This window comes from Amnibacterium sp., assembly GCF_025463795.1.
Taxonomy (GTDB): Bacteria; Actinomycetota; Actinomycetes; order Actinomycetales; family Microbacteriaceae; genus Amnibacterium.
The window spans coordinates 1-10,784 of sequence record NZ_JAODBE010000154.1 but is presented as its reverse complement, the minus strand read 5'-3'; the positions used below and the strand labels follow the sequence as shown (position 1 = coordinate 10,784).

Annotated in this window: 11 protein-coding genes and 1 pseudogene; all 12 read right to left on the bottom strand. The window is 74.6% G+C overall.

The window, feature by feature from the left end; all coding sequences use genetic code 11:
• Positions 1-120: 120 nt before the first annotated feature.
• Positions 121-348, bottom strand: coding sequence for a DUF6704 family protein (locus JWQ92_RS13120; protein ID WP_297344906.1), 228 nt, complete (start codon positions 346-348; stop codon positions 121-123).
• A gap of 10 nt (positions 349-358) precedes the next feature.
• Positions 359-964 carry a Trp biosynthesis-associated membrane protein gene (locus JWQ92_RS13115; RefSeq protein ID WP_297344905.1) on the bottom strand — a complete coding sequence of 202 codons (606 nt, stop codon included), beginning with the start codon at positions 962-964 and terminating at the stop codon, positions 359-361.
• Positions 961-2,505 (bottom strand): anthranilate synthase component I, encoded by a 1,545-nt coding sequence (locus JWQ92_RS13110; RefSeq protein ID WP_297344907.1) that lies wholly within the window; start codon positions 2,503-2,505, stop codon positions 961-963. Before JWQ92_RS13110 ends, JWQ92_RS13115 begins: the two co-directional genes overlap by 4 nt.
• Before the next feature lie 5 nt (positions 2,506-2,510).
• Positions 2,511-2,900: a phosphoribosyl-AMP cyclohydrolase gene (gene hisI, locus JWQ92_RS13105; RefSeq protein WP_297344904.1), complete on the bottom strand. Its 390-nt coding sequence runs from the start codon at positions 2,898-2,900 to the stop codon at positions 2,511-2,513.
• Positions 2,897-3,679 carry an imidazole glycerol phosphate synthase subunit HisF gene (gene hisF, locus JWQ92_RS13100; RefSeq protein WP_297344903.1) on the bottom strand — a complete coding sequence of 261 codons (783 nt, stop codon included), beginning with the start codon at positions 3,677-3,679 and terminating at the stop codon, positions 2,897-2,899. The genes hisI and hisF overlap by 4 nt, the downstream gene beginning before the upstream one ends.
• A 3-nt stretch (positions 3,680-3,682) precedes the next feature.
• The gene (gene hisG / locus JWQ92_RS13095) at positions 3,683-4,522 is read right to left on the bottom strand and encodes an ATP phosphoribosyltransferase (RefSeq protein WP_297344902.1); all 840 of its coding nucleotides are present in this window, start codon (positions 4,520-4,522) and stop codon (positions 3,683-3,685) included.
• A 51-nt stretch (positions 4,523-4,573) separates the two neighbouring features.
• On the bottom strand, positions 4,574-4,837 hold the full coding sequence (locus tag JWQ92_RS13090) for a phosphoribosyl-ATP diphosphatase (protein ID WP_297344901.1): 264 nt from the start codon (positions 4,835-4,837) through the stop codon (positions 4,574-4,576).
• 118 nt (positions 4,838-4,955) lie between these two features.
• A complete protein-coding gene (gene rpe / locus JWQ92_RS13085; RefSeq protein WP_297344900.1) occupies positions 4,956-5,606 on the bottom strand; it encodes a ribulose-phosphate 3-epimerase in 651 nt (216 codons plus the stop codon).
• Positions 5,603-7,027, bottom strand: a complete 1,425-nt coding sequence (locus tag JWQ92_RS13080; protein WP_297344899.1) for an APC family permease — start codon at positions 7,025-7,027, stop codon at positions 5,603-5,605. Before JWQ92_RS13080 ends, rpe begins: the two co-directional genes overlap by 4 nt.
• Before the next feature lie 115 nt (positions 7,028-7,142).
• Positions 7,143-8,525, bottom strand: a complete 1,383-nt coding sequence (locus tag JWQ92_RS13075) for an RsmB/NOP family class I SAM-dependent RNA methyltransferase (protein WP_297344898.1) — start codon at positions 8,523-8,525, stop codon at positions 7,143-7,145.
• Complete coding sequence (gene fmt / locus JWQ92_RS13070) at positions 8,522-9,436, bottom strand: methionyl-tRNA formyltransferase (RefSeq protein ID WP_297344897.1); 915 nt, start codon at positions 9,434-9,436, stop codon at positions 8,522-8,524. The genes JWQ92_RS13075 and fmt overlap by 4 nt, the downstream gene beginning before the upstream one ends.
• Before the next feature lie 62 nt (positions 9,437-9,498).
• Positions 9,499-10,784 (bottom strand): annotated as a pseudogene (locus JWQ92_RS13065) (primosomal protein N'); the annotation flags it as partial.

Here is a 10,784-nt window from a genome sequence, read left to right as displayed (position 1 = left end):
GCGCCGCGGCTTCGACGTCCTCCAGCGGGCGCTGCTCGCGGCGGGCGGCCGCGTCCTCCGCGGCACCCGCCATGAGCTCCGCGAGCAGGCCGCGTGCCGGCGCGGCGGTCCCGGACGAGGTCAGTGCGAGCTCCTGAGCCGGCTGCCGTTGACGCCGAACCCGGCCTTCTTCAGCACCCAGCCGACCAGCAGGCCCACGACGACGATCACGGCGCCGACGTAGACCATCGGGAGCACGTCGAGGAAGAGGAAGAGGGTGCCGACCGCGATCCCGAACAGCATGATCACGACCGCGATCCACGCCGCGGGCGACGAGCCGTGGCCGGGTTCCTCGGTGATGTTCGCCATGCTGGGAAGTCTACGGCGTCGGACTCGGCCCCCGGCCGGGCTCGTCGGCACGCGTGGGGTCCCCTCCGGAGGTCAGCGCGTCCCACTCGTCGACCGGATCCGACCGTCGTCCTTCGGCGTCACCCGCCTGCCGGTAGCGGCCACCGCCGCTCGCCCAGCCGGGCGACCGCACGAGCACGACGGCGCCCGCGAGCGCCGCGAGCACCCCGGCGACCGCTGCCGTCGGCGGCCACGCCGTACCGACCGCCACGGCGGTCACGTGCCCGAGCACGCCGGTCGCCGTGCTCACGGCGCCGCGCGTGCCCGCGGCCGGATCGAGCGCGTTCGGCAGCGAGAGGAGCACGACGACGGCGCCGAGCAGGACGAGGACCAGGCCGAGCACGACGCGCGCCACGCGCCCGGCGATCGTCAGGGCGGCGGCGAGCGCCAGCAGGACGATCCCGAGCGGCGCGAGCGCCGGCGCGACACCCTGGCCCGTGACGGGCACGGGCTTCGCGTCGACCGGCGTGACCGTCGAGAACACCTGGGTCGAGCAGAGCACGATCGCGGCGCCGAGCACGAGCACGACCAGCACGACCACGAGCCGCTCGCGGGCCCGCGCCGGCCGGTCGGTCACGGCCGGCCCACCGGCCGCATCGCGGACGCGATGGCGACGGCCTTCAGCGGGGCCGCCGCCTTGTTCTGGGACTCCGCGTACTCGGCCTCGGGGACCGAGTCGGCGACGAGGCCGCCGCCCGCCTGCACGCGGGCCATGCCGTCCGCGATCAGCGCCGTGCGGATCGCGATCGCGAGGTCGAGGTCGCCCGCGAAGTCGAAGTAGCCGACGACGCCGCCGTACACGCCCCGGCGGGCGGGCTCGAGCTCGTCGATGATCTCGAGGGCGCGGGGCTTCGGGGCGCCCGACAGCGTCCCGGCGGGGAAGGTGGCCTTCAGCACGTCGATCGGCCCCACGCCCGGCCCGATCGCCCCCTCGACACTCGAGGTGATGTGCATGATGTGACTGAACCGCTCGATGCGCATGAACTCGGTCACCTCGACCGTGCCGGGCACGCAGACCTTCGCGAGGTCGTTCCTCGCGAGGTCGACGAGCATCAGGTGCTCCGCCCGCTCCTTCTCGTCGACGGCGAGCTCGGCCGCGAACGCCTCGTCCGCCTCCGGCGTCGCGCCGCGAGGCCGGGAGCCGGCGATGGGATGGCTGAAGACCCGTCCGTCGGCGACCTTCACGAGCGCCTCCGGCGACGAGCCGACGACCGCGAACGGGCTGCCGTCCTGCCGCTCGTGGGCGAGCAGGTACATGTACGGGGACGGGTTCAGCTGCCGCAGCACCCGGTACACGTCGAGCGGCTGCGCGGTGGTCGGCAGGTCGAAGCGTTGCGCGACGACGACCTGGAACACGTCGCCGTCCCGGATGTGGCCCTTCGCCGTCTCGACGGCCGCGAGGTACTCCTCCCTGGGGGTGCGGAGGCGCGGGGCCGGAACGATGTCGAGATCGACCTCCGCGAGCTGGGCCTCGACGGGCGCGCCGAGGCGGAGCTCGAGGGCGTCGAGACGGCGTTGCGCATCCGCCCACGCCGCGTCCTCGTCCTGCTCGCCGTCGTTCAGCACCGTCTCGATGAGCGCGACGGTGCCCTTCAGGTGGTCGAGGGCGACGACCTCGGACACGAAGACCATGCCGAGCTCCGGCACCTGGTAGTCGGCGGGCGGAGCGTCCGGCAGGCGCTCCAGCAGCCGCACCGCGTCCCAGCCGATGTAGCCGACGAGGCCGCCGGTCAGCGGCGGCAGCCCCTCGACCCGCGGGCTGGCCCAGTGGGAGTGCAGGTCGTCGAGCGCTTCGAGGTAGTCGCCGGTGATGCCGCCGGCGCCGAACGCCCGCGAAGCGGGGAGGCCCCAGTCCTGCCAGACGGGCCGCCCGCGCTGCTCGGTCAGCGATCCGAAGGCGGCGACGCCGACGAAGGAGTAGCGCGACCAGAGGCCGCCCTGCTCCGCGGACTCGAGCAAGAAGGTGCCGGGCCGCATGCGCCCGTCCGCGCGGACGGCGAGCTTCCGGAAGATGCCGAGCGGCGTCTCGCTGTCGGCGAAGAGCTCCCGGGCGACGGGCACGACACGCCTGCCCTCCCGGCTCGCGGCGAAGGCCTCGCGGGTCGTCGTGCCGGGCATGCGCTTCACGCGGCGGCTCCGTCGACGGCGTCGATCGGGTGGGTGTCGAAGCAGGAGTGCGCGCCGGTGTGGCAGGCGGCGCCCGTCTGGTCGACACGCAGGAGCAGCACGTCGGCGTCGCAGTCGAGGGCGGCGGACCGCACGACCTGGACGTGCCCGGACGTGTCGCCCTTGCGCCAGTACTCCTGCCGGGAACGGGACCAGAACGTCACGCGCCCCTCGGTGAGGGTGCGGCGCATCGCCTCGCGGTCCATCCAGCCGAGCATCAGCACGTCGCCGGACGCGTGCTCCTGCACCACCGCGGGCAGCAGCCCGTCGGCGCCGAACCGCGCGGTCGTGAGCGCCGCCTCGGCGGCGAGCACCGGCGCCGCATCCGTTCCCTGCTGCTCGCTCATCGCCTGCTCCGTCCCGTCTCCCGCACCACGACGCCCGCCTCCGCGAGCGCCGCCTTGACCTGCCCGATCGTGAACACCCCGCGGTGGAAGACGGATGCGGCGAGCACCGCGTCGGCACCGGCCACGACGGCGGGCACGAAGTGGTCGAGGGACCCGGCCCCGCCCGACGCGATGACGGGCACGCTGCTCACCGCCCGGATCGCCTCGATCAGGCGCACGTCGTAGCCCGCCTTCGTGCCGTCCGCGTCGATCGAGTTGACGAGCAGCTCCCCCGCGCCGAGCGCGATCGCCCGCTCCGCCCAGTCGACGGCGTCGATCCCGGTGTTCGTGCGGCCGCCGTGCGTCGTCACGGCGAAGCCGCTCGGCACCCGCGGATCGCGGAGCACGTCGAGCGAGAGCACGCACACCTGCGCGCCGAACCGGTCCGCGATCTCCGTGAGCAGCTCCGGGCGTGCGATCGCGGCGGAGTTCACGCCGATCTTGTCCGCGCCGGACTTCAGCAGCGCGTCGACGTCGCCGACCGAGCGCACGCCGCCGCCCACGGTGAGGGGCACGAACACCTGCTCGGCCGTGCGCCGAACGGTGTCGAGCATGGTGCCGCGGCCCTCGACCGTGGCGGTGACGTCGAGGAAGGTGATCTCATCCGCGCCCTGCGCCGCGTACCGCGCCGCCGACTCGACGGGGTCGCCCGCGTCGACGAGTCCCTCGAAGCGCACGCCCTTCACGACTCGGCCGTCGGCCACGTCGAGGCACGGGATCACACGGGTCGCGAGCGTCACGGGTCAGAGCCTGGCGGCGTGGATCGGGGTGACGAAGATCGCCCGGGCGCCGAGCGCGTAGAGCCCGTCCATGACGTGGTTCATGTCGTCGCGGGGCACCATGACGCGCACGGCGGCCCAGGCGGGGTCGTGCAGCGGGGAGACGGTCGGCGACTCGATCCCGGGCGCGAGCCGCGCCGCCTCGTCGAGCAGGGAACGGGGCAGGTCGTAGTCGACCATCACGTAGCGGCGAGCGACGAGCACGCCCTGCAGCCGCCGTTCGAGCACCTCGAGGCCCTCGGCCGCGTGCGGACCGGCGATGAGCACGGCCGTCGACTCGAGGATCACCGGCCCGAAGATCTCGAGGCCCTGCGTGCGCAGCGTCGTGCCCGTCTCGACGACGTCGGCGACGGCGTCGGCGACGCCGAGGCGCACCGCCGTCTCGACCGCGCCGTCGAGGTGCACGAGCTCGGTGCGGACTCCCGCCTGCTCCAGGAAGGCGCCGACGAGGCCGGTGTAGCTCGTCGCGACACGGAGCCCGGCGAGGTCGCGCACGTCGTCGAAGCGGCCGGCGGGCCCGGCGAACCGGAACGTGGAGGACGCGAAGTCGAGGCCCGCGACCTCGCGAGCCGTCGATCCGGAGTCGAGCAGCAGGTCGCGCCCGGTGATGCCGACGTCGAGCGCCCCGGAGCCGACGTAGGTGGCGATGTCGCGCGGCCGCAGGTAGAAGAACTCGACGTCGTTGCGGGGGTCGGCGACCGTCAGCTCCTTCGGATCGCGGCGCAGCCGGTACCCGGCTTCGCCGAGCATCTGCGCGGCGGTGTCGGCGAGCGCGCCCTTGTTCGGGACGGCGATCCTCAGCATGGTCGGGACTCTCCTACGCGGGGACGGACGGGGACTCGGTGCGGCCGCGGATCAGAGATGCCGTCCGACGTCCTCGAGCGTGAGGCCCTTCTTCAGCAGCAGCACCTGCACGTGGTAGAGCAGCTGGGAGACCTCCTCCGCGAGGCGGTCGTCGCCCTCCCACTCGGCGGCCATCCAGACCTCGGCCGCCTCCTCGACGATCTTCTTGCCGATGGCGTGCACGCCCGCGTCGAGCTCGGCGACCGTCCGGGAGCCGGTCGGGCGCACGGCGGCCTTCTCCGCCAGCTCGGCGTAGAGGCCGTCGAAGGTCTTCACCCTGCAAGGCTACCGGGGCCCTACGGATCGCGCCGTTCCGGAGAATCCGGGCGACACGCCGCCTCCGGCGCCTCCGCCGCGGCGTGTCCCGCCAGAACTCCGGAACGGCGCGATCGGGTCAGGATGCGGCGAGCCCGCGCAGGTGACGGACGGCCGCGTCGGGGTCGGCCTGGCCGAAGACGCTCGAGCCGGCGACGAAGGTGTCGGCACCCGCCGCCCTGGCCGGGCCGATCGTCTCGGGCCCGATGCCGCCGTCGACCTGCAGCCAGACGTCGCGGTCGCCGATGGCCGCCCGTACCGCGGCCACCTTGCCGAGCATCGCCGGCTGGAACGCCTGACCGCCGAAGCCGGGCTCGACCGTCATCACGAGCACCTGGTCGTACTCGCCGAGGTCCGCGATCACGACGTCCGGCGCCGTGCCGGGCTTCAGCGCGACGCCGGCCCGCGCGCCGGCCGCGCGGATCGCCCTGGCGACGGCGACGGGATCCCCCGTCGCCTCGGCGTGGAAGGTGACGACCGCCGCGCCCGCCTCCGCGAACCCGGGCGCCCAGCGGTCGGGGTCGTCGATCATGAGGTGCACGTCGAGCGGCAGATCCGTGACCTGGAGCAGCCGCTGCACCATCGGCAGCCCGAACGTGAGGTTCGGCACGAAGTGGTTGTCCATGACGTCGACGTGCACGAGGTCGGCCGACGGGATGCGCGCCACGTCGGCGGCGAGGGCGGTGAAGTCCGCTGACAGGATGCTCGGCTCGATGCGGACCCCCGTCACGCCTGGCCCTCCGTGGCGCTCGGCCGCCCCTCGCCAGCGGTGGGCACGTCCTCCCGGATGCTGAGCTGCGGCTTCTGTCCGCGCGCGACGTTGATCGCGAAGACGATCCCGCCGAGCACGAGCCAGACGAGGCCGCCGATCTTGGCCAGCGGATCCGCGTTGACGAGCACGTAGCCGATGATCAGGAAGCCGAGCACCGGCACGACGCCGTGGAGCAGCCAGTTCCGCGAGCGCTGCCGCACGATGTAGTGCCAGAACACCGCGATGTGCAGCAGGCAGAAGCCGAACAGGGCGCCGAAGTTCACGAGGGACGAGATCAGCGCGAGCTGGCCGACGAAGAACAGGACGAGCACGACGGTGAGCACCGTGACCGCGAGGATCGCCCACTGCGGGACCTGGCGGGCGCTGATGCGGGACAGGAAGTGGGGCAGCTGCCGGTCGCGACTCATCGAGTAGAGCAGCCGGCTCGTCGCGGCCTGCGCGGCCATCGCGTTCGCGATGCCGACCGCGAGCACGTTGACGACGAAGAACACGTTCTGCCAGCCGGTCCCGGCCGCCGCCTTCACGAGCGTGAAGAACGCGTTCCCGGCCTCGGCGGCGGAGAAGGCGTCCCGTCCACCGGCCATGAGGCTCGCGAGCCACGTCTGGACGATGAACAGGGCGGCCACGATGAACAGCGCGATGACCATGGCGCGGCCGGCGGCGTTGCGGCGTCCGGTGGACTCCTCGGCGAGCGTCGAGATGCCGTCGAAGCCGAGGAACGAGAGCACCGCGATCGAGAGGGCGCCGGCGATGAGCGGCCCGGTCACCTTCGACGGCGTCCAGATCGGGTTCGTGCTCCACTCCGCGCCGGGGATCGTGCCGCCGTTCAGGGCGATCACCGCGATGATGACGAAGATCACGACGAAGACCAGCTCGATGGCAAGGAAGACCCGGTTCGCCAGCTTGATCGAGCTGATGCCGAGCAGGTTCACGACCGTGTTGATCGCGACGAAGACGAGCGCCCAGATCCAGCGTGCCGAGCCCGGGAAGATGCCCACCATCGACTCCGCGGCGAACACGTACAGCAGGGTCGGCACGAGCAGGTAGTCGAGCAGGATCGCCCAGCCCGCGAAGAAGCCGAGCGCGGGATGGATCCCGCGCCCGACGTAGGAGAAGACCGAGCCGGCGAGCGGGAAGGACTTCGCCATCTGCGCGTACGCGAGTGCGGTGAAGATCATCGCGACGAGGCCGATGACGTAGACGAGCGGCACCATGCCCGCCGCGCTGTTGTAGACCGTCCCGAAGATCGCCCACGGGGCGATCGGCACCATGAAGATGAGGCCGTAGATCAGCAGGTCGACGGTCGACACCGACCGCTTCAGCTCCTGCTTGTACCCGAACGATTCGAGGGTGCGCTGGTTCTCGGTGCCGGCGGTCACGAAGGTCCTCACTGGAGTCGCTGGTGGAAGACGACGGCGCGGCTGCCCCGCCTCGATGGACTGTAGCGGCGGAGCGATGCGGGCCACACGGGCTTGCGGGGTGCGGGCGGGCGGGTCAGCTGCGCGTGAGCAGCTGCACGAACATCGCGTCGGTCGCGTGCCGGTGGGGCCAGAGCTGGGTCGCGGTGCCCCGCCTCGCGCGGACGAGCGGTCCCGTCGTGACGCCGGCGAGCACCGCGGTCGTGTCGAGGGCCTCGAGCCCCGGGTGCCGATCCAGCGCGTCCGCCACCCGGTCCTCGGTCTCGGCCGTCACGGGCGAGCAGGTCACGTAGGCGAGCAGCCCGCCGGATGCGAGCGCGGCGACCGCGGCGTCGAGCAGCCGGGTCTGGGTGGCCGCCAGTTCGGCGATGTCCTCGGGCTGCTTCCGCCAGCGCGCCTCGGGGCGCCGGCGGAGCGCGCCGAGGCCGGTGCAGGGGGCGTCGAGCAGGACGCGGTCGAACCGGTCCTCCCCGGTGGCGAAGCGGGCGCCGTCCCCGATCACGACGGTGTGCTCGCCGGGCACGGCGGCGAGCGCGCGTTCGACGAGTCGGGCGCGGGCGGGCAGCAGCTCGTTGGCGGTCAGCGCCGCGCCGCCGGCCGCTCCCTCCGCGGCGAGGAGGGCCGCCTTGCCGCCCGGGCCGGCGCAGAGGTCGAGCCACCGCTCCCCCGGGACGATCGGGCGGGCGCGGGTCAGGGCGAGCGCAGCGAGCTGGGAACCGGGATCCTGCACCCGGACGCTGCCGGCACGGACACCCGGGACGTCACCCGGATCGCCGCCCGGCGACTCGACACCGATCGGCGAGAGGGGGTGCCGTGTCAGCCCGGTGGCGGCCGGATCGGCGAGGCCGGGCAGGGCGACGAGCCCGACCGGCGCGGCCACGTTGTCGACCTCGAGCAGCCGCGCGAGGTCGGCGTCGCCGCCGTCGGTCCGGGCGAGCGCGGCCTCGAGCTCGGCGACGACCCAGGCCGGATGGGCCTGCTCGACGGCGAGGACGGCGATCCGGTCGTCGAGGCCGGCGGTGAGCCGGGCGGTCCACGCCGCGTCGTCGCGCTCGCCGACCTTGCGCAGCACGGCGTTCGCGAAGCCGGCGGCGCCGCGTCCTGCCGCCTCCCGCGCCTGCTCGACGGCCTGGTGCACCGCGGCGTGGGCGGCGGTGCGGGTGGCGAGCAGCTGGTGGGCCGCGAGCCGCAGCACGTCGAGCAGCGGCGGGTCGATCGCAGGGATCTCCCGGCCCGACGCGGCCGAGATCACCGCGTCGTAGTGGCCGAGGCGGCGGAGGGTCCCGTAGGTCAGCTCCGTCGCGAACGCGGCCTCGGCCGGCGGGAGGCCGGCGCGGCGCAGCAGGACGGGCAGCAGCAGGTTCGCGTACGCGTCGCGCTCCCGGACCGCGACGAGCACCTCCAGGGCGACGCGCCTCGCGGGGCTGATGGTCGCGGGGCGAGTGGGACGGGCGCTCATCCGAGCCGCACCGGGGGGCGGACGCCGCGGAGCCATGCGGCCGCCGGCATGGGCGTGCGACCGGCGGGCTGCACGGTGACCAGCTCGACCGGGAGGTCACCGGTCCCGACGAGCACCCGGCGGCCGTCCAGCGCGACGTCCCCGGGGGCGAGCGGCGCCGCGTCGCGGGCCGGGGCGGCCTCGAGCACCTTCAGGCGTGCGCCGTCCAGCTCGGTGAAGGCGCCGGGCTCGGGCGTGACGCCCCGGTACCGGTTCAGGACGGCGGCGGAGGACGCGGTGAGGTCGAGCCGGCCGTCCTCGAGTGTCGGCTTGCCGGCGACGGTCGGCTCCCCCACCTGCGGCGTCTCTCGTGCGGTCCCGTCCGCGAGCCCGTCGACCGTCCGGGCGAGCAGCGGAGCGCCGATCGCGGCGAGACGCTCGAGCAGGTGCCCCGCGGTCTCGAGCGCGCCGACCGGCACCTCCTCGAGGGCGAGCAGCGGACCGGTGTCGAGGCCCTGCTCGAGCCGGAACACCGCGACGCCGGTCGTGGTGTCGCCCGCGATGAGGGCGTGCTGCACCGGTGCTGCGCCCCGCCAGCGGGGTAGGAGCGAGAAGTGCAGGTTGATCCAGCCGAGGTGGGGGACGGAGAGCAGCGGCTCGCGGATCAGCCCGCCGTACGCGACGACCACCCCCAGGTCCACCCCGTCCGCGAGCAGCGTCGTGGTCGCCGCCTCGTCCAGGCGTGCAGCGTGCAGGACGGGCAGGCCGAGCTGCGTCGCACGGGCGTCGACCGGCGACGGCGTGAGCACCCGGCGGCGGCCCTGTGGTGCGGGCGGGCGGGTGATCACCCGCACGATCTCGTGCGGGCCGGCCGCGAGCGCGTCCAGCGCGGGCACCGCCGCCTCGGGCGTCCCGGCGAAGAGCAGCCGCATGTCGTCCCTCCCGATGGCCGCCGATCAGCCTAGGTGGCTCGTCCGGGCGCAGGCGCCGGGGCTCAGAGGGGCTCGTGCGGGTCGAAGCGGACGCGGAGGGACGGCGGCGGCGGGGCGGGGGGCTTCGGCCGCCGGGCGGATCCCGCCCGGACGAGCGCCGCCTTCGCGATGGCGGCGAGCCGGGGCCCGGCCGCGTAGTCGAAGCGCAGCACGGCCCGTCGGCCGGTCGGATCCGCTCCGTGCACGAGCACATCCGCACCCGCGGCCTCCAGCTCCTCGACGAGCGCCTCCACCGCCATCGCCGGGCCGGTGACGGCTGCGAGCCGGACGACCGGCGGGAACCGCAGCACACGCCGGTCGGCGAGCTGCCGGGCGGCGAACTCCGGGAAGCGCCAGGTGGCGAGCGCGGTCGCCACGTCGCCCGTGACCCCGATGAGATGCACGGGCGCGTCGGGCGCGGCCAGTGCAGCCGCACCGGCCCACCAGCGGAGGCAGTCCTCGGCGACCCACAGCGATTCGCGCGCGAGCATCCGCCGGCCGTCGAGCAGCAGCACGGCCCGGTAGCCTCCCGGCGCCCGCGGCTCCGCCCCGCGCGTCGAGACGACGATGCGCGGGACGCCGTCGATCTCGTCGTGGACGTGCTCGCCGTCGGCGATGAGCACGGGGACCCCGGGGAACGCCCTGCCGAGCTCGTGGGCCGTCCGGCCCGCGTCGATCGGTGGCGGAGCGTCGCCTGCTGCCAGCGCCTTCAGGGCCGCCTCGCCGGGCCGGGCGACCTGCACGAGCACCGGCCCGGCCGTGAGGGCCTGCCGCAGCGCACGCCATGCCGCGGACGGGATCCGCGCGGCGCGGTCGTCGTCCGGCGTGAGCACCACCTCGGGTCGCTTCGCCGGTGGCGGCCGCTCCCCCAGCCAGCCGACCTGCACCAGGCGCTGCACCGTGGTCGACCGGGTGTGGGCGAGCAGGAGCAGCCCTGCACCGGTCTGCTCCTGCCGCAGCAGCGCGACATCGCGGGTGGCGGCGTAGGGCGCCAGCGGCTCCTGATGGAACGCGTCCGCCTCGTCCCACACGAGGATCGCGCCGAGGTCCGCCGCGGGCGCGTAGACCGCGGACCGGGCGCCGATGATCACGTGCGGACCAGGCCCGAGCGCGGTGAGGTGGGCCCGGTAGCGCTGCGCCGCGGGCAGGGTCGCGTCGACGCGCAGCACCGCCCCGGCCGCCGGGCCGGCCGCGAGCGCGGTGGCGAGCTGGTCGAGGTCCCGCCGGTCGGGCACCGCGACGATGACGCTGCGGCCGGCGGCTGCGACCGACGCGGCCGTGTCCGCGAGCTCCGCGGCCCACCCGCCGA

Coding starts and splice junctions, on each gene's coding strand:
- JWQ92_RS13120 (WP_297344906.1), bottom strand. CDS start 348: ATGGCGAACATCACCGAGGAACCCGGCCACGGCTCGTCGCCCGCGGCG.
- JWQ92_RS13110 (WP_297344907.1), bottom strand. CDS start 2,505: ATGCCCGGCACGACGACCCGCGAGGCCTTCGCCGCGAGCCGGGAGGGC.
- hisI (WP_297344904.1), bottom strand. CDS start 2,900: ATGAGCGAGCAGCAGGGAACGGATGCGGCGCCGGTGCTCGCCGCCGAG.
- hisG (WP_297344902.1), bottom strand. CDS start 4,522: ATGCTGAGGATCGCCGTCCCGAACAAGGGCGCGCTCGCCGACACCGCC.
- JWQ92_RS13075 (WP_297344898.1), bottom strand. CDS start 8,525: ATGAGCGCCCGTCCCACTCGCCCCGCGACCATCAGCCCCGCGAGGCGC.
- fmt (WP_297344897.1), bottom strand. CDS start 9,436: ATGCGGCTGCTCTTCGCCGGGACGCCCGAGGCGGCGGTGCCCGCGCTG.